This window comes from Streptomyces sp. NRRL F-5126, assembly GCF_000721265.1.
Classification (GTDB): Bacteria; Actinomycetota; Actinomycetes; order Streptomycetales; family Streptomycetaceae; genus Streptomyces.
The window spans coordinates 472,401-491,848 of record NZ_JOFZ01000012.1; the positions used below are offsets into that span (position 1 = coordinate 472,401).

Here is a 19,448-nt window from a genome sequence, read left to right on the forward strand (position 1 = left end):
CCGACAGGAGTCACCCATGCCCACCATCACGGCCACGGACGGCACCGAGATCTTCTACAAGGACTGGGGGCAGGGCCGGCCCATCGTCTTCAGCCACGGCTGGCCCCTGTCGTCCGACGACTGGGACGCCCAGATGATGTACTTCCTGGGGCGCGGCTACCGCGTCGTCGCCCACGACCGGCGCGGCCACGGACGCTCCGAGCAGGTCCCCGACGGCCACGACATGGACCACTACGCGGACGACCTCGCCGCGCTGACCGCGCACCTCGACCTCCACGGCGCCGTCCACGTGGGCCACTCGACCGGCGGCGGCGAGGTGGTGCGCTACCTCGCCAGGCACGGCGCGGGCCGGGCGTCCAAGGCGGCGCTGATCTCCGCCGTGCCGCCGCTGATGCTGCGCACCGACACGAACCCCGGCGGGCTGCCCAAGTCCACCTTCGACGGCTTCCAGGCCCAGACGGCGGAGCACCGCTCGGCCTTCTACCGCGACCTCGCCGCGGGCCCGTTCTACGGGTTCAACCGCCCCGGGGCCGAGCCCGTCGAAGCAGTGGTCGACAACTGGTGGCGCCAGGGCATGATGGGCGGTGCCAAGGCCCACTACGACGGCATCGTCGCCTTCTCCCAGACGGACTTCAGCGACGACCTGCGGGCCATCTCGATCCCCGTGCTGGTCATGCACGGCGACGACGACCAGATCGTCCCCTACGCCGACTCCGCGCCGCTGACCGCGGAGCTGCTCCAGAACGCCACGCTCAAGACGTACGCAGGCTTCCCGCACGGCATGCCCACCACCCAGGCCGATGTCATCAACGCCGATCTGCTCGCCTTCATCGAGGCCTGAGCGGCCTCAGGTGCCCGGCCGGCCGGCCCAGACAGTGCCGGTCGGCCCAGCTCGCCCGTGTCACGGCATGGATCGCGGCGCGGGCGCGCTCGGGTGCCAGGCCGGTCGTGCACACCGCGAGGACGTACGGGGGCGCGTCGGCGGGCTCGATGAGGGCGGCGTCGTGCTCCACCCCGTCCACCCAGGCGTTCTTGTTCGCCACCGGGACGCCGGCCGGCAGCGCCGCCGGTATCCCGTCTCGGTACTCCTGGTCGCGGTACGGGGCGAGCAGGGCGGCGTCACCGGCCGCGTCGGCCAGCAGGGCGCCGGCCGCCGCGGCGGTGACGGTGTTGGTGAGCCCGGCCCCGATGGCGGCACGGTCCCCGATGGGGCGGGTGATCACCAGGCCGGGCGGTGCGCAGGCAGCGGCGGCGGGCAGCCCGACGGCCTCAAGCACCAGGCTGGTGGCGAGGTTGCTGCTGGCGCAGATCATCCGGTGGCACAGCAGGCCGAGCGTCATGTGGGCGCCGAGCCGCTCCCAGGGCGCCTCGTCGTTGTCGTCGCCCCGCTGTACGCGGTAGTGGCCGCGCACCACGGACGGGAACCGGTCGTGGACCGGGACCCGCTCGCCCAGGTCGAGGTTGCGGTGTGCGGCGCGCAGGACGGCCGGCTTCATCAGGCTCGCCGCGTAGTGCGTTCGGTCCGCCTGGTGCGTGAAGGCGGGCCGTTCGCCGGGGCGGCCGCACCACACCGACACGGCGCCTGCGTCCGCACGTCCGGCGGTGAGCGCCGCGGCGAGGTGGGGCGTGGCCCGGGCGGGCCGGCTCACTGCGGCTGGGTGAGCTCGACCGGGCGGCCGGTGAACTTGCGCACGAGGACGACGACCACCCCGATCGCCAGCCAGATCAGGCCGCCGATCTGGGCCTTGGCGTCGGCGTTCCACAGGACGTAGGCGATGATCGCGAACCCGATGAGCGGCACGGCGAGGTGCACGCCGTAGGTGCGCTGCCGCTTCTTGACCAGGTAGTACACCCCGACGGTGACGTGCAGCATCAGGAAGGAGAACAGCGCGCCGAAGTTGACCAGGCTGGACAGCAGGCCGACCTGGCCGACGAAGAAGACGCCGAGGATCAGGCTGACGGCGCCGACCAGCAGCACGGCCCGCTGCGGGACCCTGCGGTGCGGGTCGACGTGCGCGAGGAACTTCGGCAGCTGCCCGTCGCGGGCCATCGAGAACAGCAGGCGCGAGGTGGCCGCCTGTGCGGCGAGCGAGTTGGCGAGGGCGGCGGACAGGGCCACCGTCAGCGCGACCACGACCTTGAACCAGGTGCCGCCGACCAGCCGGGCGACGGTGTAGAAGGCGTCGTTGGTCGCCGTGTCGCCGGTGAACTGCGTCTTCCCGGGCAGCAGCAGCCCGGCGAGGAAGGTCTGCACGACGAACAGTCCCGCCACCATCAGCAGGGACAGCACGGTGGCACGGCCGACCATCTTCGAGCCGCCCTTGACCTCCTCGGCGAGCGTCGAGATGGCGTCGAACCCGAGGAAGGAGAGGGCCGCCACGGAGATCGCGCCGAAGACGAAGCTGACGTGGAACTGGTCCGGGTTGTACACCGGGTCCCAGCTCCAGTGCGCCCCGTTGACGCCCCTCGCGACCGCGATGACGCCGAGGACGATGAAGAGTGCCAGGACGAGCGCCTCGCCGATCAGGAAGACGGTGTTGGCCATCGCGAACAGCTTGATGCCCGCCAGGTTGACCACCGTGTTGACCGCCACGAAGACCACCACCCACAGCCACTGCGGCACCTCGGGCACGACGGACCCGAGTGCGGCCGCGCCGGTGACGTACAGCAGGGTCGGGATCAGCAGGTAGTCGAGCAGGATCGCCCAGCCCGCCAGGAAACCGGCGGGCGCGCCGAGCCCGCGCCCCGCGTAGGCGTAGACCGAGCCGGCCACGGGGAACGCGCGCGACATGGAGCGGTAGCTGTACGCGGTGAAGATCATCGCGACGCACCCGATGGCGTAGGTCAGCGCGACCATGCCCTTGGACTCGTTGAACACCGAGCCGTAGATGGCGAACGGCGCGGTGGGCACCATGAACACGAGCCCGTAGATCAGCAGGTCCTTCATGCCGAGGCTGCGCTTGAGCTCCTGGGTGTACCCGAACTCGGCGAGCGCCCGCTCCCCGGACGCGGGGCCGCTGCCTTGCGCACTACGGACCATGCCCAACCTCCTGCCGACCGTTACTGGACCCGGCCATACTGATGAAAGAATGGTCAGAAAACAAGACCTTAAGTTCGCCGAAACGAGAGCGTGCTGGCAGGCTGAGCCGGGGCACAGCGGTGAGGGAGGGGATCGCGTGGTCCACGAAGAACGGCCTGGTACGCAGCCGGGCGCCGACGCGTCGCCGGCGCGGGGCGGGCTCGGCACGCTGCGGGTGCCGAGCGCCGTGGACCAGGTGGCCGACAGGCTCCTCACCGCGATCGCCCTCGGCGAGTTCAGCGTCGGCGAACGCCTGCCCGCGGAGCGCGAGTTGGCGGCGATCCTGGGCGTGAGCCGGCCCACGGTACGCGCGGCGGTGGCGAGGCTGCGCGACATCGGGTGCCTCGACGTCACGCGTGGCAGGTCGGGCGGCCACTACGTGCGCTCCGGGTGGCGGGAGGAGTCGGCCCCTGCCGTGCGGCGCACCCTGGAGCCCCGCTGGGAGCAGACCAAGGCGCTGCTCGACGCCCGCGGCCTGGTCGAGTCGCTGATCGCCAGGACCGCGGCCGAGCGGCGGGACGCGCGGGACATCGAGCGGATGACCGGCGCACTCGCCGAGTACACGGCGGCCGCGACCGCCCCGGCCGCCGGGCCCGGCGCGGGGCCGGCCGCCGGGGCGCGGATCCGGCAGTCGGACGCCGCGCTGCACCACGCGATCACCCGGGCGGCGAAGAACGAACCGCTCGCGCTCTACAGCCGGCAGCTGCTGCGGGACATCAGCGCGGGCTTCCCGATCGAGCCGTACCGCGGCAACGCGACCGAGCGCGCGCTGGCCGACCACCGCGCGCTGACGGACGCGGTCGTGGCAGGCGACGGGGACACCGCCGCCGGCGTGGCGGCCCGCCACTTCGACCTCACGGAGCAGGCGCTGCGCGCGGCCCTGGAACGCAGCCTGCGCCCCGCGGACCGGGCCGCGCCGGAGGCGTGAGGCCTCCCGCCGCGCTTACGCCCTGAGCCCGTCCAGCATGGTCCGGACGATCGGTTCGAGGTACTCCGGGGAGCCCTCGATCCTCGCGATGGCCACGATGACGTCGAAGATCTGCTCCAGCGTGATGTCGTCGCGGATCTCGTGGGCGCCCTGCGCGGCGGCCAGCAGTGGCCGCCCGGCGTCGAGCGCCCGTCCGCGGCGGCTGGGGACACCGCCCTCACCGGCGTGGACCAGCAGTTCGGACACGATGAGGCGCTTGTGCGGGATGAAGGCGAACTGCCGCCGCAGCCAGGCGGTGAGCGCCTCGCCAGGCGTCTGGCCCTCCTCGATGACCGCGGCGTCGCAGAGCGCGTCGACCTCGTCGGCGTAGAGCGCTTCGAGCAGCTCCCGCCGCCCGGGGAAGTTGCGGTACAGCGTCGCCATGCCGACGCCCGCGCGCCGCGCCACCTCGGCCATGGAGAGTGACGTGTCGCCGGCGGAGAAAGCGTCCCGGGCGACCGCGAGGATCCTGTCGCGGTTGCGTTCCGCGGCGGCCCGCCTTGCGGGGAACGACGCCTTGTCGGAAGCCATGGCTCTCCTTCGCTCCTGCCGCTATCCGCCTGCCGCCCGGACGGCGACAGTGGTGGACAGCCTATCCGGTATCGCTCTACAGTTGACGGACAGCCTATCCGTCAATGTGTCGAGGAGCTGCCCCATGCCTCACGAACGTCCCAGCGTGGCGACGGTGACGCCCCCCGCGCGGCCCACGGCGCAGGAGGTCGCCAAGCCGGGCGTGCGCCTGGCGGCCGTCGCCGCGATCGCGTGCGTCGCCCAGTTCATGGTGGTGCTCGACTCCAGCATCGTGAACGTCGCGCTGCCCTCGATGAAGGCGGGCCTCGGCCTGTCGGTCACCGCGCAGCAGTGGGTCGTCAACGGCTACCTGATCACGTTCGGGGGCCTGCTGCTGCTCGCCTCGCGCGCCGGCGACCTGTTCGGCCGTCGCCGCGTCTTCCAGACCGGCCTCACGGTCTTCGCCGCGGCCAGTCTCGTCGGCGGGCTCGCCCAGGACGGCTGGATGCTGCTGGCGGCACGCCTGCTCCAGGGCGCGGGCGCGGGCGCGCTCGCGCCGTCGAGCCTGAGCCTGATCACCGCGAGCCACACCGAGCCCGCCGCGCGCACGCGCGCCATGACGTGGTGGGGCGTCGCGGCCTCCTCCGCGGGAGCCGCGGGCATCGTGCTCGGCGGGCTGCTGACCGCGTCGCTGAGCTGGCGCTGGGTGATGCTCGTCAATGTCCCGATCGGCGCGGGACTGCTCGCCGTGAGCCTGGCGTGCCTGCGGCCCTCGGGGCCCTCGGGGCCCGCGTCAGACGGGGGCGAGTACGGCACGGGCCGGCGCGTGGACCTGCCGGGCGCCGTGACGATCACCCTGTCGGCCGCCGCGATCGTCTACGGCGTGTCGATCGCCCCCGACCACGGCTGGGGGTCGGCCGAGGTGCTCGCGCTGCTGATCGGCGGGCTCGTGCTGCTCGCCGCCTTCGTGGCGATCGAGCGCCGCGCCGCGGAGCCGCTGATCCCGCCCGCGGTGTTCGCCCTGCACAACGTCCGGATCGGCAACGTCCTGACCCTGTGCCTGGGCGTGGTGATCATGGCGCCGCTGTTCTTCCTCTCCCTCTACCTGCAGCAGGTGCTCGGGCACAGCGCCCTGCGCACGGGGCTCTCCCTGCTGCCGATGGCGGCCGTGCTCAGCGTCGGCGTCCTCGTCTCGCAGAGGCTGATTCCCGTGATCGGCCCTCGGCGCCTGGTGGTGGGCGGCGCCCTGGTCGCCGCCGGGGGTCTGGTGTGGCTCGCCCGGCTGCCCGCCGATCCCGGCTACGTGAGCGGCATCCTGCTCCCCACCCTGGTCGTCGGCGCCGGGACGAGCCTGATGATGATGCCGGCGATCGTCGCGGCGACGGCCGGCGTCGCCCCGCGCGACGCGGGGGTGGCCTCGGGCCTGATCAACATGTGCCGCCAGCTCAGCGGGGCACTGGGCCTGGCGGCCCTGGTCACCGTCGCGTCCACCGTCACCCGGCACAGCGGTGCGGGCGGCGCAGCGGCCGTCGTCGAGGGCTATCGCGTCGCGTTCTACGCCATCGCCGCGATCAGCGTCGCCTCGGCGCCCCTCGCCCTGCTTCTGAGGAAGGCCGGCCGGTGAACGGCCGCCCGGCGAGGGCCTCTTGACAGCGACGAGAGCCGATGGGATCTTCCAATCGCTTGTTTCCGGCACCCGTGGTGCCACCCGGGAAGAGGGATGGCAGGACCATGACCGAACTGACGCGGCGCAAGTTCGTGGCCCTCTCCGCGGGCGCGGCCGGCGCGGTGGTGACCGGGGCCTCCGTGGCGGGCGCGACCCCTGCCGCCGCTGCCGGAAAGGGCGCGGCCTCCGCCGGCGATCTGACCGCCGCGAAGCACATCGTGATCGTCATGCAGGAGAACCGCGGCTTCGACCACTACTTCGGCACGCTGAAGGGCGTACGCGGCTTCGCCGACCGCAGCGCGATCCGGATCGCCGGCGGCCACAGCGTCTTCAACCAGCCGAACGGCTCGGGGCGCCAGTACCCGTGGCAGTTCAGCGCGACCTCGCCGTCCGGCGGCGCGGACCCCGAGCGGATGGCGCAGTGCAGCGGCGACCTCGCACACGGCTGGTCCGACCAGCACACGGCCTGGAACGGCGGCAAGCTCGACGCCTGGGTGGCCGCCAAGGGCAACGTCCGCACCCTCGGCCACCTCACGCGCGACGACATCCCCTTCCATTACGCCCTCGCCGACACCTGGACCATCTGCGACGCCTACCACTCGTCCGTCATCAGCGCGACCGGCCCGAACCGCACCTACCACTGGAGCGGCACGATCGACCCGGCCGGTACGGCGGGAGGTCCCGCCATCGACGGCGGGTCGGAGTCCGGCCTGCGCTGGCAGACGTACGCGGAGGCCCTTGAGGACGCCGGCGTGAGCTGGAAGCTCTACCAGAACGCCGACGACAACTTCACGGACAACGCCCTCGCGTACTTCACGCAGTTCGCGGACGCCCCGGCCGGCAGCGCGCTCGCCACCAAGGGCATGGGCTCGGTCCCGCGCAGGACGGGCAGGACCCCGGACGACATCGCGGCGGCCGTCGCGGCCGACGTCAAGGCCGGCACCCTCCCGCAGGTGTCCTGGATCGTCTCGGACCAGGCCTCCTCCGAGCACCCCTACGCCACCCCGGAGGACGGCGCGCACTTCGTGCACGAGGTGATCAACGCGCTCGCCGCCGACGAGGACGTCTTCAACTCCACCGTCATCCTGCTCAACTACGACGAGAACGACGGCTTCTTCGACCACGTCCCGCCCCCTGTGGCCCCGTCGGGCACCGCCGGGGAGTTCGTGGACGGCACCAACATCGGCCTGGGCTTCCGGGTCCCGATGATCGTCATCTCCCCGTGGAGCCGCGGCGGCTGGGTCGATTCGCAGGTCTTCGACCACACCTCGGTGCTGCGCTTCCTGGAGAAGTGGACCGCCGCCATCGGCAGACCCGCCAAGTGCCCGAACATCAGCGACTGGAGGCGCCGGGTCTGCGGCGACCTCACCAGCGCCTTCGACTTCGCCCACCCCGTCTACGGCCTGCCGTCGCTGCCGGACACCTCCGCCACCATCGGCCTGGCCGTCTGCGCGCCGGTGGCGAACCCCGCACCCGTCGACAACGCGCTGCCCGCCCAGGAGCCGGGCAGCCGCCCCGCCCGCGCGCTGCCGTACCAGCCGAGCGCCAGGCTCGACCGCTTCACCTTCGGCTCGGGCGGCGCCGTCCAGTACTGGATCGCCATGGCCAACGGCGGTTCGGCGGCCACCCACTTCTCCGCGTACGTCAACGCCCACCGCGGGGGCGGGCCCTGGCAGTACACGGTCGCCCCGGGCGGCACGACCGAGGACTTCTTCAACTGCGGCCCCGGCTTCGGCGACGGCCCCTACGACCTGACCGTCGTCGGGCCGAACCGCTTCCTCCGCCGCTTCCAGGGCGACGCGAACAAGCCGGGCGCCGAGCTCGCCGTGACCGAGAGCTACGCCAACGCCCCGACCACCGGCAAGCTCGCCGTCTTCTTCGAGCTCGCGAACAACGGCAGCACAGCGACGACCTTCACCATCACGGCCAACGCCTACCGCACCGACGGCCCCTGGACCTACACCGTCGAGCCCGGCTCCTCCACGAGCGACTTCTTCAACGCCGTCTACTACAACCACGGCTGGTACGACTTCACCGTCACCGCGAGCACCGACTCCAGCTGGTCCCAGCGGTTCACGGGCCACCTCGAAACGGGCGCCGCGAGCGTCAGCGGCTGACCGCGGCCGCCGGGCCCCGTCGTCGAGCGGGGCAGCCGTCACGGTGCCGGCCGGCACGTAGTCGGGCGCGCTGCTGCCGACGAGCGGATGGTTGCCCGGGAGGTCGTAGCGCAGCGCGCGTGCGTAAGGATCCGGGCGCATCAGCGCGATCTGGGCCCGGGTCCAGTCCAGCACCCGGGCGCCGGCGGGGTGCCGCTCTGCGGTGCAGGTTGAGCCCCTGCCCCCCGAAGGGTCAGTGGACGTGGACGTGGACGTGGGCCGCGCCGCCCGCGAGCAGGACCCTGCCGCGCCGATAGGTGGTCGCCTGGCGGGCGTTGTCGGTGAACCGGGTCAGGCTCGTGACCGTGTTGACGGTGGCGTCGGCACCGGTGACGTGCCGGATGGCGGCGGCGAGGTCCGTGGCGGTCGCGGGCGTGTCACGGTCGGCCGGCGGGCTGTCGAACGCGATCACGGTGATGCGCCCGCGTGGCGGGTCGTAGAGGTAGCTCCCCGTCGCGGTCGCCCGCCGGCCGATGTCCAGGTCCCGCAGTCCGTCCACGTCGGCGACGGCGTGGTGGGCGGTTGTCCCCGGATCGGTACCGGGAAATCGAACCCGGCGAGCCACCGGCCGCGTACCGTGCCCCGGTCGGTCGTGGCGCTCACCCCTTCGGCGTCCTCGTCGAAACCGGTGACCTCGACGCCGCGCCCGGCCGGGCAACAGTCGCCGTACGGTCAGAGCCAGGCCTGCCGCTCCCGGCCGCCGGGGTCGTCGACCTGTGCCCACTCGGTCCCGATGCGCATCGTGGCGCGACGCTCGCCGTCGTAAGGGTCCCAGCCGGGGTTGCCCGTCCTGGCGAACCGGACCCATGCCGCGTGCATACGGCCGGCGAGATCCGCCGGGGGCTCCTCGGGGCCGAGCAGCGCGGCGGGCCCGCGCAGCCGCGGCAAGTCGGCGACGTCGAAGACGAAGGGCAGTTCGACCGCGTGGGTGGCGCCGAGCCGTCCGTCCAGGGCGCGGGAGCGCCACGAGAACTCATAGGCATAGGTGCCGGATCCAGGGCGGGCGGCATGCGCGTCCGCCAAGGCCCAGCTGCCCGCGCCGAAGAGTGCGCCGCCCATGACGGCGGAGCGCAGCTCGCCGAGGGACGCGCCGGGGCGCGCCTTGCGGTACGCCTCGACGAGTCGCGCGGGGTCCGGGTGCGAGCGCGCCGCCGCGTCGTCGACGTCACGGGCCGTCGAGGTGTCGTACGTGCCCACCGGGACGAGATACAGGTGTCCCTCCTCGGTGTTGGTGCCGATGAGCAGGTCGGCGTCGTTGCCCAGGCCCGCGGCGACGGACTCGGCGGGCTGCCTGTCGAGGACAAGGCTGAAGGGGCTGAGCCCGATCAGCGGGTCGTAGTGCGTTTCGGTCCGCAGGTCGATGCCCCCGAGCCGGGACGCGGCCTCGACCAGGCGGTCGTCGGGGATGTCCGCGAAGGATCCGGCGTGCGGCTCGACGCCCAGCACCCGGGCCGCGGCCCGGGTGACGCGGGCGGCCTGCTCGGAGGTGAACGCGCCCAGTCCACTGCCGCTTTGGACGATGGCCCGCCGGAAGAGGCCCCTGGCCCCAGGGGCGGCGAGTACGCCGCCGACGATGGTCGCCCCCGCCGACTGGCCGAAGAGGGTGACACGGCGCGGGTCGCCGCCGAAAGAGGAGATGTTCTCCCCGACCCAGCGCAGGGCGGCGACGACATCGAGCAGGCCGCGGTTGGCCGGGGCTCCGGGGAGGTCGAGGAACCCGGCAATGCCGAGCCGGTAGTTGAGAGTGACGAGGACGACGCCGTCCCGGGCGAAGCCGGAGCCGTCGTACAGCGCGGCCCGCGTCGATCCGGCGACGAATCCGCCACCGTGGACGAACACCATGACGGGCAGATCGCGGCCGCCCTCGGGTGCCCGGACGTTGACCGTGAGGTAGTCCTCGCCGGGGATCCAGCCCGTACCGAAGTACGGAGACATGTCGACGCTGCCGAGCCGGCGCTCCGACTGCGGCGCGTTGGGTCCCGGCGCGGTCGCGTCCCGTACGCCGTCCCAGCGCTCGTGCGGTCGCGGTGGCTCGAACCGGCCGGCGCCGCGGGGCGGGGCGGCGTAGGGGATGTTCAGGAAGGTGGTGATGCCGCCCCGGCGCAGACCGCGGACGGCTCCTTGCGCGGTGGTCACGACAGGCTGCGGGTGGTTGCTCATGTCTCGTGCCTTTCCGCGGGGGCTCAGGCCTGCTCGGAGTACGGGGCGAAGGGGGCCCAGCCCTTCAGGGCGAACCCGTCTCCCTCGCGGGCCACCTCGGCGGCGCCGTGGCCGCCCAGGTGCGCGGGGATCACCAGTGCGTTGTTGTCGGCCGCCCAGCCCAGGACTCTGCGGCGGGTGGCCCGCGCGCCCCTGGGGTCCTCGCAGAAGCAGCTGTTGGCGTCGGGCTCGACGATCTGTACCGGGCTGTGCAGCATGTCGCCGACGAACACCGCGCGGTCCGTGCCCGAGGTGAGTGTCAGCACGGAGGAACCAGGGGTGTGTCCCGGAGCCGTCTCCAGGCGGAGGCCGGCGTCGATCTGGTGGCTGTTCTCCCACAGCAGCGTCCGGCCGGCCCGGTGCACCGGCGCCACGCTGTCCTCGAAGACATTCTGGTTGCCCCGGCCGAGCAGCGGCTCATGGCCGTTCTCAGGGTTCCAGAAATCGAAGTCGTCCTTCGGCATCAGGTACGTGGCGTTGGGAAAAGTGGGCACCCACTGCCGACCGTCCAGGTAGGTGTTCCAGCCGACGTGGTCGATGTGAAGGTGCGTGTTGATCACGATGTCGACGTCCTCGGGCGAGACGCCCGCACGCGCGAGATTGGCCAGGAAACCCGTCTCGAGACGGTTCCAGACCGGCGCGTACGGACGGTCCTTGTGGTTGCCGACCCCCGTGTCCACGAGGATGGTCCTGCCCTCGCTGCGCAGCACCCAGGTCTGGATCGCGGAATTCACGAGATTGGTGCCGGAATCCAGAAAATACGGGGTCAGCCAGGGGGATCCGTCGTCCCACACTTTCCTGGGAACTTCCGGGAAGAAAGTTTCCGGCGTCATTTCGACAGAGCCGAAGTATTCCCATACGCGCGTAACGGAGACGTCACCCAGCTTCATTTCTTCCATGAGGAATCCTTGGCAATTCGGAGATTTCTTGTGACTGTAGGAGCGGGCTGGACACCCGCGGTATCCGCAACATGACTGCACCCGCGCACGGGGCCCGGCCACGGTGCCGGGCTGCTTGTAGCCTGGACGGTCAAGGGCAAGGCGGCTCCGGCCGTGAGCCACGGTTACGGGAGACTGCGTGGATGTGCGGCGGGGCGGGCGCGAGCCGGCCGTGGGACCGGGCCGTGACCAGGGGGAGTTGATCGTCGGCCGGGACGCGGAGCTGGCGTGGCTGTCCCGTGCGGTGGACTCGGTGCCGGCCGACCCGGTGCTGATGCTGGCGGGTGACGTGGGCACGGGGAAGAGCACGCTGCTTGAGCGTGCGGCACGCCGGGCCGAGGACGGCGGTGCCCGCGTGCTGCGTGCCGAGGGGAGCGAGTCGGAGTCGAGGTTGGCGTATTCCGCGTTGCACCAGCTGCTCGGGCCGGTGCACGCCGAGGTCGACGGCCTGCCCGGGAGGCAGCGCGCCGCGGTGCGGGACGCCTTCGGCGAGGGGCCGGCCACGTCGGAGCCGAGGCCCATGCTGGTCGGGGTCGCCGTCCTGTCTCTGCTTTCCGGCCTGGCCGAGCGCGGTCGGGTGGTCGTGGTGCTGGACGACGCGCAGTGGTTCGACCGTGCCTCCCTTGACGCGCTGTCCTTCGCCGCGAGACGGCTGGCGGGTGAACCGGTCACCGTGCTGATCGGGGTCCGTGCCGGTGATCACCTTCCCGGCTTCGGCCGTCAGGTGCCGGCACTGACACTCGCACCGCTCGGCGCCGCCGCGGCCGGCCGGTTGCTCGACCTTCAGCCGGCGAGCCCCACCGGCCGCGCGAGAGCGCTCGTCCTCGACCAGGCGGGTGGCAATCCGCTGGCTCTGGTGGAACTGGCGAGTACGGCCACCGCGCACGTAACCGCGGGTTCTCCGTCAACCGGCCCGCTTCCGCTCACCGAGCGGCTGGAGAAGATCTTCGCCGACCGTTCGAGCGGCCTCCCCGACGCCACCGCGCGGGCTTTGCTGCTCCTCGCCGCCATGGACAGCACCGACGCCACGACGGCCGCGGCGGCGGGACTGCCGCGCGCCGGGGAATCAACCTGGCTGCCGGCCGAGCGAGCCGGGCTGGTCCTGCGGACCGGCCGGGGCGTGCGCTTCCGCCACCCCTTGGTCCGTTCCGCCGTGTATCACGCCGCGTCCCCGGCGGCGCAGCGCGAGGCGCACATCGCGCTGGGCGCCATGCTGCGGGACGCACCCGACCGGCGTGCCTGGCATCTCGCCGCAGCCTGCCGGCAGCCGGACGCGGCCGTGTCGGCCGAGCTGGAACGTACCGCCGGCCGGGCCCGCCGCCGGGGCGGCCATGCGGCGGCGGCGCGGGCCCTGCAGCGGGCAGCGGAACTCTCACCCCGGCGCGAGGACAGTGCGCGGCTCCTGGTCGAAGCCGCCGCGGCAGCCGTGTTCACCGGAGACATCGCATGGGTCGAGGAGCTGGCCGCCGCGGCCCGGGGGCGCACGGATGACGCGGCCATCACCGCTTCGGCCGCCGTCCAGGCCGGGCGGCTGGCGGCCCTGACCGCGCGCCATACGACGGTGTTCTCCCGGCTGACCGACACCGCGGAGCGGCTGGCGCCCTCCCGGCCGGCCGCCGGACTCGACCTCGTGGCCTCCTCGGCCGTGGTCTGCTTCTACTCCGGAGAGGAAACCCAGCGCCGCCGTGTCCTGGACATCCTGGGGCGCCTCCCCGCGGACGCCTCGCAGGAGGGCCTTCGCGCCTGGGCGAGGGCCGTCTCGGACCCATGGAACAGCCGGGCCGAGGTCGCGTCGCTGCTCCCACGCTTGTCCGGCGCGGCACAGGCCAGGCCGGAGTGGCTCGTCCCCTTCGGGATCATGGCCTGGCTGCTGGACGAGACCCCCTGGGCGGTCCGCGCGTTCGACAGGGCCTTCGACCGCTGGGAGCTGAGCGGAACGCTCCCCGAGGGGCTGGGCGGGGCCGTCTCCTGGGCCTACGTGGAGCGGGGGCAGTGGGAACGGGCCCGTGAGGCCTGTGCCCGCACCGCCGAGGTCGGCCACGCGGCAGGCCTCGACCACGCCGTGGCCTGTGCGATCAGTGTGGAGGCCACCGTGCTCGCCTTCCAGGGCCATACGTCCGCGGCCGTCAGCCGGGCCGAGGACGCGCTCATGCTGATCGATCCGCTGGAGAGCCGCTCGGTCGCCGTCTACGCGCGCCGTGCGCTCGGTGCCGCGGCGGCCGCGGAAGGCGCCTACGAGATCGCGTACGGCCGGCTGCGCAGGGCGTTCACGGCGGATGGCGCGCCTGTGCACTACCACGCCTCCTACCCGGCCATCGCGGATCTGGCGGCCGCCGCCGTGCGCTGCGGCCACCGCGAGGAGGCTGCCGCGATCGTCGAGCGGGCGTCGTCCGAACTGGCGGACAACGCCTCACCTCGTCTGCGTGCGCTGATCAGCCGGGCCCGTGGGCTGCTGGCGGAACCCGAGGACGCCGAACCGCACTTCCGGGCGGCTCTGGCGGACCCGGTGCTGGAATACTGGCCGTTCGAGCACGCACAGGCCCAGCTCGACCTCGCCGAGTGGCTGCGGCGCCGTCGGCGCATCGCGGAGGCGCGTGAGCCGCTCACCGAGGCCCTGGAGACCTTCGGCCGTCTGGGCGCCCGGCCGTGGATCGAGCGGGCCAGGGCCGAATCGCGGGCCGCCGGCCTCGACGTCACGGACGCGGCGCCCGACGCGCTCCTCGGCCTTTCCCCGCAACAGCAGCAGATCGTCCGGCTCGCCGCCCGGGGGCTGACCAACCGCGAGATCGGCGAGAAGCTCTTCCTCTCCCCGCGCACGGTCGGCTCGCACCTCTACCGCAGCTTCCCCAAGCTGGGCGTCACCGCCCGTTCCCAGCTGCGCGACCTCGTCGGGGGCTGACACACCACCGGGACACGGTCGTACCGGGAAGCCGGATCGGGGCGACCGCGCTACTCGGCCGGGGCGGCCGTGCGCAGCGGTGCGAGCGCCGAGGCGAACCGGACGAGTTCGTCGAGCATGGTCTTGGCGGCGGAGTCCATCACGTCGTTCGGTGTGAGTTCGTCCCCGTTGACGAACTGTCCTACGAAGGGGATCGACACGGCCTCGGGAAGCGGTGTCATCTTCAGGGTGGTGACGACCTGCTTGATCATCTGGGCAGCGCGCGTGCCCGCGGAGACGCCCCCGTAGCTGACCAGCCCGACCGGCTTGTACTGCCACTCCCCGTGGAGGTAGTCGATCGCGTTCTTGAGTTCGGCGTTGTAGCCGAAGTTGTACTCGGGCATGACGAACACGAAGGCATCGGCTTCGCTGATCTTCGCGCTCCAGTCGCGGGTGTGCTGGTGCGTGTACTGGCCCAGTCGCGGGTGGTTCGGCTCGTTCATGAACGGCAGGTTCCACGCGGCCAGGTCGACGAGTTCGACCTCGGTGCAGCCGCCGTGACGCACGGCGACGTCCTCGACCCAGCCGCCGACGGCGGGGCCGACGCGGCCGGGCCGGGTGCTGGCCACGATTATCTCGAGCTTCGTCATGTTTGTACCCCTCTTGGGTCCCGGATGCGCACGGACACTCGCGTATGCGGCAGGCCTGTGGAGTCCGCCACGCAGTGTGACGAGCAGACTAGCGTAAAAACGAGAAAGTAAAAAATAATCGTTAATCTGTTGCGCTGGCGCTACTCCAAGGTCGAGGCTGGGCACAGACACCGAACGCGAGACACACAGGAGACGCACATGCGGGTGGCGAACCTCAACGGGCGACTGGCTCTCAAGGACTCCGGTGGCTACGTGGATGTCGAGGTCGCGAGCGAGGGCCGTTTCGGATCCGATCCGCAGGAAGCCTTCGCCCGCTGGGACGATCTCACCGCCTGGGCCCAGGAGACGGGCGCGAGCCGCGTCGCGGACAAGGCACGTGTGCGGACCGGTACGGAAGCCGTCTGGGGACCTCCTGTGCCCCGCCCGTCACAGATTTTCGCGATCGGCCTCAACTACCGCGATCATGTGGCCGAATCGGGCTTCCGGATCCCCGAGGAGCCGGCTGTCTTCACGAAGTTCGCCACATCGCTGACCGGGCACGGGGCAGCGGTGGCATTGCCGGATGGCATGGTGGACTGGGAAGCTGAACTGGTCGCTGTCATCGGCCGCCACTGCGACCACGCGACCAGGGAGACCGCCTGGTCCTACGTGGCCGGGCTGACCGTCGGACAGGATCTGTCCGAACGGCGGCTGCAGCTGGCGGGGCCGGCGCCGCAGTTCTCCCTCGGCAAGTCCTACCCCGGTTTCGGGCCCGTAGGTCCCGAGCTGGTCAGCATCGACGAGTTCACCGACCCCGGCGATCTGGAACTTGGCTGCATGCTCGAAGGCGGCGAGGTCCTGCAGAAGGGCCGCACCTCCAGCATGATCTTCGGCGTGCCCGAGCTGGTGGCACGGCTGTCGGCGGTGTGCCCCCTGCTGCCCGGAGACCTGATCTTCACCGGCACCCCGGCCGGTGTCGGAATGGGGCGCAGTCCGCAGAGGTCCCTGGCCCCTGGCGACGTGCTCGTCACGTGGATCGAGGGAATCGGCACGCTGCGCAACCCGATGGTCGCTGCCTGACCCGCGCCCAGGAATCCCACACCGATTCGGAAGGAGCCGTATCCATGTCATTGCATCGCCTGACCCAGGTCGTCATGGGCGTGCCCGACGTCGAGCGGACGGCCGCGTACTACAGAGAGTTCGGTCTGACGCCCGGCGCCGAGCCCGCTCCCACCGCGCCGCGCTCCCGGCCGTCCCCTGTGCTGTCGACCGTGGACGGCGGTGAACAGCTTCGCATCGTGCACTCGGCACGCCGGCGTCTGGTCGAACTCGGTGTCGGCGCGGACCACCCCGACGACCTCGACCGCGTCGCCTCCGCGCTGATGAGGCTGGGAGTGCCGATCGAGCGCACCCCCACCGCCGTGTCGGCCGTCGACCTGGGCACCGAGGTCCTGGTCCGCGTGGAAATCGCCCCGCGCTACGAGCAGCGGCCCGCCCGGCTGCCCGCCTACAACGTGCCGGGCGTGGACGGGCGTCTGCAGGAGCGTGCCCCGGGCATCCTGCGTGAGGGGCCGGTCCGGCCGCGCAAGCTCGGGCACGTGGTCCTGGGCTCCACCGACCATGAGGCGTCGCAGCGATTCTTCGAGCAGGGCATCGGCTTCAAGGTGAGCGACTCCGTGAAGGACCAGGGGGCGTTCATGCGCTGTTCCAGCGACCATCACAACGTGCTGGTGCACCAGGCCCCTGTCGCGTTTTTGCACCACACGTCCTGGCAGGTCGACGACGTCGACGAGATCGGGCGAGGCGCGACCGCCATGCTGGCGGCCGACCCCGACCGGCACACCTGGGGTCTTGGACGCCACTACATCGGCTCCAACTTCTTCTGGTACCTCAAGGACCCGGCGGGCAACTTCTCCGAGTACTACTCCGACCTCGACTGCATCGTCGACGACGCGCTGTGGAAGCCGGGCGTCTTCGAGGGCGTCCAGTCGCTGTACGCGTGGGGGCCTCCCATGCCGCCGTCGTTCCTGGCACCCGACGACCTGGCCGCGCTGATGACCGGCGCACACAGCCCGCAGGGATGAGGAAGGCCGTGTCCCATCCCCCGCGGGCGGCCGCGGAACAGGTGGAGCCGATCTGGCGCCCCGCGCCGTCCCCCGACCGCAAGCCGCGCATCACCGAGTTCGCCGAGTTCGTTGCCAGGAAGACCGGCACCGCCCATCCCGACTACCAGTCACTGTGGAAGTGGTCGACCGAGGACCTCGCCGGCTTCTGGGCGGCCGTCGCCGAGTTCTTCGACATCCGGACCACCGGTGCCCGGGGGCAGGTGCTGGACGACGCCCCCATGCCGGGGACCCGCTGGTTTCCCGGCGCCCGCCTCAACTACGCCGAACACGCCCTGCGCGCCCGGGACGGCATGCGGGAAGCCGTGATCTCCGTCGGCGAGGACGGCACCACGACCGTCACCACCTGGCAGGAGCTGCGCGACCAGGTCGGCGCCTTGTCCGGCTGGCTGCGCGAGCAGGGAGTCACCGCGGGAGACCGGGTGGTGGGCTACCTGCCCAACACCGTCCACGCCGTCGTCGCCTTCCTCGCCTCGGCCGGCATCGGCGCCATCTGGTCGGCCTGCGCCCAGGACTACGGCGCCTCGGGCGCGGCGGGGCGCTTCGCCCAGCTCGAACCCGTCGTGCTCGTCGCCGCCGACGGCTACCGCTGGAACGGCAAGGAGCACGACCGGCGGGCGGAGGTCGACGAGCTCCGCAGGGCTCTGCCGACGGTGCGCGTCACCGTGTCCGTACCCAACCTGGGGCTGCCGCTGCCCGACGAGGACCGCGCCGTCTCCTGGAGCCGGGCGACCGCCGGGCCCGCGGAGCCGTCGTTCGAGGAGCTGCCCTTCGACGCCCCGCTGTGGGTGCTGTTCTCCTCCGGCACGACCGGCACCCCCAAGGGCATCGTCCACGGCCACGGCGGCGTGCTCCTCGACCACCACAAGCTCCTGGGCCTCCACCTCGACCTGCGCCCGGGCGACCGCTTCCTCTGGCACACCACGACGAACTGGATGATGTGGAACATGGTCGTCTCGGGCCTGCTCGTGGGCGCGACCATCGTCCTCTACGACGGCAGCCCCACCCGTCAGCGGCTTCGCCGGCAGCGCCCCCACCACCCCCGTCTGGCCCGGCGAGATCTCGGCGCCCATGCTGGGTGTCGCCCTGAGCGCGTACGGAGCCGACGGGCATCCCTCCGGGCACGACACGGGGGAACTCGTCGTCACCCGCCCCATGCCGTCGATGCCGCTGTACTTCTGGAACGACCCGGACGGCTCCCGCTACCGCGACGCCTACTTCGGCACGTATCCGGGAGTGTGGCGGCACGGCGACTGGATGACCCCCACTCCTCGCGGCAGTGTCATCGTCTCCGGCCGCTCCGACTCCACGCTCAACCGACACGGCGTCCGCCTGGGCAGCGCCGACATCTATGCCGCCCTCGACGACCTGCCCGGTGTCCTGGAGAGCCTCGTCATCGGCGCGGAACTGCCCGACGGCGGCTACTGGATGCCGCTGTTCGTCGTCATGGAGCCCGGACGCACCCTCACCGACGCGCTCCGGGCCGAGATCACCTCCGCGATCCGGACCAGGGCCTCGCCCCGCCATGTCCCCGACACGATCATCGCGGTGCCCGCTCTGCCCCACACCCGTACGGGCAAGAAGCTGGAGGTGCCCGTCAAGCGGCTGCTGCAAGGAGCTCCCCCGCACCAGGTAGCGGGCCGCGAAGCTGTCGACGACCCCGCGGCCCTGGAGTACTTCACCCGTTTCGCTCCGACCCCGACCACCTGATCGGGCCACCGGGCCCGGCCGTCCGCTCCCCCGAGCAGGTGTGCGGCGCTCTTGCCCTGTCCTCCCGGGCGCCGCACACCGTCTTCCCGCGGACCTCCCCGGAGTTCCGCCGACCGCACCGACGATGAACCGACCGAAGGGAATTCGACCATGACCAACCCCACGGCCCCCGAGCAGCAACCTCTCAGCTGGAACGCCCTTCGTGACTTGTCCGAGCAGAAGGGCCTGCTGGCCAAGCAGCTCTTCGCCGTGATCTCCACTCCCACGGCCGGATTCGGCCCGATCACCGCCAACCTCGACCCCCACCTCGCCTACCAGGCCAAGCTCGAAGAGGAGGGGGTGATGTTCGCCGCCGGCCCGCTGTCCTCCACGGACGGCTCCAGGTGGGACGGTGCAGGGCTGTTCGTCTACCGTGCCCCGTCGCTGGCGGCCGCGATCGCATTGGCGGAGCAGGACCCGATGCACGCGAGCGGTGCACGCAGCTTCGAGGTCCGGGCGTGGATGCTGAACGAGGGCTCCCTTTCGGTCCGTGTCCGCTACTCGCGCGGTGATCTCCACCTGGAGTGAGGCCGTCCCCGGCCCGGCCGAGCCGG

At 72.0% G+C, this 19,448-nt stretch carries 15 protein-coding genes and 1 pseudogene; 9 read left to right on the top strand and 7 right to left on the bottom strand.

Annotation, left to right across the window (positions count from 1 at the left end; genetic code table 11):
• Positions 1-16: 16 nt before the first annotated feature.
• The gene (locus IH48_RS0126935) at positions 17-841 is read left to right on the top strand and encodes an alpha/beta fold hydrolase (protein ID WP_030909972.1); all 825 of its coding nucleotides are present in this window, start codon (positions 17-19) and stop codon (positions 839-841) included.
• On the opposite strand, the gene IH48_RS0126940 is transcribed toward IH48_RS0126935, so the two are convergent.
• Entirely contained in the window at positions 828-1,649 is an 822-nt protein-coding gene (locus IH48_RS0126940) for a serine hydrolase (protein WP_051840632.1), read from the bottom strand. The two genes, IH48_RS0126935 and IH48_RS0126940, sit on opposite strands and share 14 nt — an antisense overlap.
• Positions 1,646-3,040 (bottom strand): APC family permease, encoded by a 1,395-nt coding sequence (locus tag IH48_RS0126945; RefSeq protein ID WP_030909977.1) that lies wholly within the window; start codon positions 3,038-3,040, stop codon positions 1,646-1,648. The genes IH48_RS0126940 and IH48_RS0126945 overlap by 4 nt, the downstream gene beginning before the upstream one ends.
• Positions 3,041-3,176: 136 nt before the next feature.
• Between IH48_RS0126945 and IH48_RS33625 the strand changes: the two genes are divergently transcribed.
• Positions 3,177-4,007, top strand: coding sequence for a FadR/GntR family transcriptional regulator (locus tag IH48_RS33625; protein ID WP_051840634.1), 831 nt, complete (start codon positions 3,177-3,179; stop codon positions 4,005-4,007).
• Between the two features lie 15 nt (positions 4,008-4,022).
• On the opposite strand, the gene IH48_RS0126955 is transcribed toward IH48_RS33625, so the two are convergent.
• The gene (locus IH48_RS0126955) at positions 4,023-4,577 is read right to left on the bottom strand and encodes a TetR/AcrR family transcriptional regulator (protein ID WP_030909983.1); all 555 of its coding nucleotides are present in this window, start codon (positions 4,575-4,577) and stop codon (positions 4,023-4,025) included.
• A 124-nt stretch (positions 4,578-4,701) separates the two neighbouring features.
• On the opposite strand from IH48_RS0126955, the gene IH48_RS0126960 reads away from it, so the two are divergent.
• A complete protein-coding gene (locus tag IH48_RS0126960; RefSeq protein ID WP_051840636.1) occupies positions 4,702-6,180 on the top strand; it encodes an MFS transporter in 1,479 nt (492 codons plus the stop codon).
• Between the two features lie 107 nt (positions 6,181-6,287).
• On the top strand, positions 6,288-8,339 hold the full coding sequence (locus IH48_RS0126965) for a phosphocholine-specific phospholipase C (RefSeq protein ID WP_030909988.1): 2,052 nt from the start codon (positions 6,288-6,290) through the stop codon (positions 8,337-8,339).
• A 232-nt stretch (positions 8,340-8,571) separates the two neighbouring features.
• On the opposite strand, the gene IH48_RS37675 is transcribed toward IH48_RS0126965, so the two are convergent.
• From IH48_RS37675 to IH48_RS0126980, 3 genes are all read right to left on the bottom strand, one after another.
• Complete coding sequence (locus IH48_RS37675; RefSeq protein ID WP_030909992.1) at positions 8,572-8,877, bottom strand: FAD-dependent monooxygenase; 306 nt, start codon at positions 8,875-8,877, stop codon at positions 8,572-8,574.
• Between the two features lie 173 nt (positions 8,878-9,050).
• Complete coding sequence (locus IH48_RS0126975) at positions 9,051-10,538, bottom strand: carboxylesterase/lipase family protein (protein ID WP_030909994.1); 1,488 nt, start codon at positions 10,536-10,538, stop codon at positions 9,051-9,053.
• A 23-nt stretch (positions 10,539-10,561) separates the two neighbouring features.
• Positions 10,562-11,476 (bottom strand): MBL fold metallo-hydrolase, encoded by a 915-nt coding sequence (locus IH48_RS0126980; protein WP_030909997.1) that lies wholly within the window; start codon positions 11,474-11,476, stop codon positions 10,562-10,564.
• 178 nt (positions 11,477-11,654) lie between these two features.
• Here IH48_RS0126980 and IH48_RS0126985 point away from each other — a divergent pair, with 178 nt between their 5' ends.
• On the top strand, positions 11,655-14,414 hold the full coding sequence (locus tag IH48_RS0126985) for a helix-turn-helix transcriptional regulator (protein ID WP_051840638.1): 2,760 nt from the start codon (positions 11,655-11,657) through the stop codon (positions 14,412-14,414).
• A gap of 50 nt (positions 14,415-14,464) precedes the next feature.
• Here the strand turns inward: IH48_RS0126985 and IH48_RS0126990 are convergent, their stop codons facing one another.
• Positions 14,465-15,043, bottom strand: a complete 579-nt coding sequence (locus tag IH48_RS0126990; protein WP_030910018.1) for an NADPH-dependent FMN reductase — start codon at positions 15,041-15,043, stop codon at positions 14,465-14,467.
• A 198-nt stretch (positions 15,044-15,241) separates the two neighbouring features.
• Here IH48_RS0126990 and IH48_RS0126995 point away from each other — a divergent pair, with 198 nt between their 5' ends.
• From IH48_RS0126995 to IH48_RS0127010, 4 genes and pseudogenes are all read left to right on the top strand, one after another.
• Positions 15,242-16,102, top strand: a complete 861-nt coding sequence (locus IH48_RS0126995) for a fumarylacetoacetate hydrolase family protein (protein WP_030910020.1) — start codon at positions 15,242-15,244, stop codon at positions 16,100-16,102.
• A gap of 44 nt (positions 16,103-16,146) precedes the next feature.
• Positions 16,147-17,106, top strand: a complete 960-nt coding sequence (locus tag IH48_RS0127000) for a VOC family protein (RefSeq protein WP_030910022.1) — start codon at positions 16,147-16,149, stop codon at positions 17,104-17,106.
• A pseudogene (locus IH48_RS33635) lies at positions 17,103-18,855 on the top strand (acetoacetate--CoA ligase). Before IH48_RS0127000 ends, IH48_RS33635 begins: the two are co-directional and overlap by 4 nt.
• Positions 18,856-19,005: 150 nt before the next feature.
• A complete protein-coding gene (locus IH48_RS0127010) occupies positions 19,006-19,422 on the top strand; it encodes a YciI family protein (protein WP_030910024.1) in 417 nt (138 codons plus the stop codon).
• Positions 19,423-19,448: the final 26 nt, after the last annotated feature.

Bases quoted from the DNA above. Each gene is read 5' to 3' on its own strand.
- IH48_RS0126995 (WP_030910020.1), top strand. From the start codon at position 15,242: ATGCGGGTGGCGAACCTCAACGGGCGACTGGCTCTCAAGGACTCCGGT.
- IH48_RS0126980 (WP_030909997.1), bottom strand. From the start codon at position 11,476: ATGGAAGAAATGAAGCTGGGTGACGTCTCCGTTACGCGCGTATGGGAA.
- IH48_RS0127010 (WP_030910024.1), top strand. From the start codon at position 19,006: ATGACCAACCCCACGGCCCCCGAGCAGCAACCTCTCAGCTGGAACGCC.
- IH48_RS0126965 (WP_030909988.1), top strand. From the start codon at position 6,288: ATGACCGAACTGACGCGGCGCAAGTTCGTGGCCCTCTCCGCGGGCGCG.
- IH48_RS0126990 (WP_030910018.1), bottom strand. From the start codon at position 15,043: ATGACGAAGCTCGAGATAATCGTGGCCAGCACCCGGCCCGGCCGCGTC.
- IH48_RS0126975 (WP_030909994.1), bottom strand. From the start codon at position 10,538: ATGAGCAACCACCCGCAGCCTGTCGTGACCACCGCGCAAGGAGCCGTC.
- IH48_RS0126945 (WP_030909977.1), bottom strand. From the start codon at position 3,040: ATGGTCCGTAGTGCGCAAGGCAGCGGCCCCGCGTCCGGGGAGCGGGCG.
- IH48_RS0127000 (WP_030910022.1), top strand. From the start codon at position 16,147: ATGTCATTGCATCGCCTGACCCAGGTCGTCATGGGCGTGCCCGACGTC.
- IH48_RS0126935 (WP_030909972.1), top strand. From the start codon at position 17: ATGCCCACCATCACGGCCACGGACGGCACCGAGATCTTCTACAAGGAC.
- IH48_RS0126955 (WP_030909983.1), bottom strand. From the start codon at position 4,577: ATGGCTTCCGACAAGGCGTCGTTCCCCGCAAGGCGGGCCGCCGCGGAA.
- IH48_RS0126960 (WP_051840636.1), top strand. From the start codon at position 4,702: ATGCCTCACGAACGTCCCAGCGTGGCGACGGTGACGCCCCCCGCGCGG.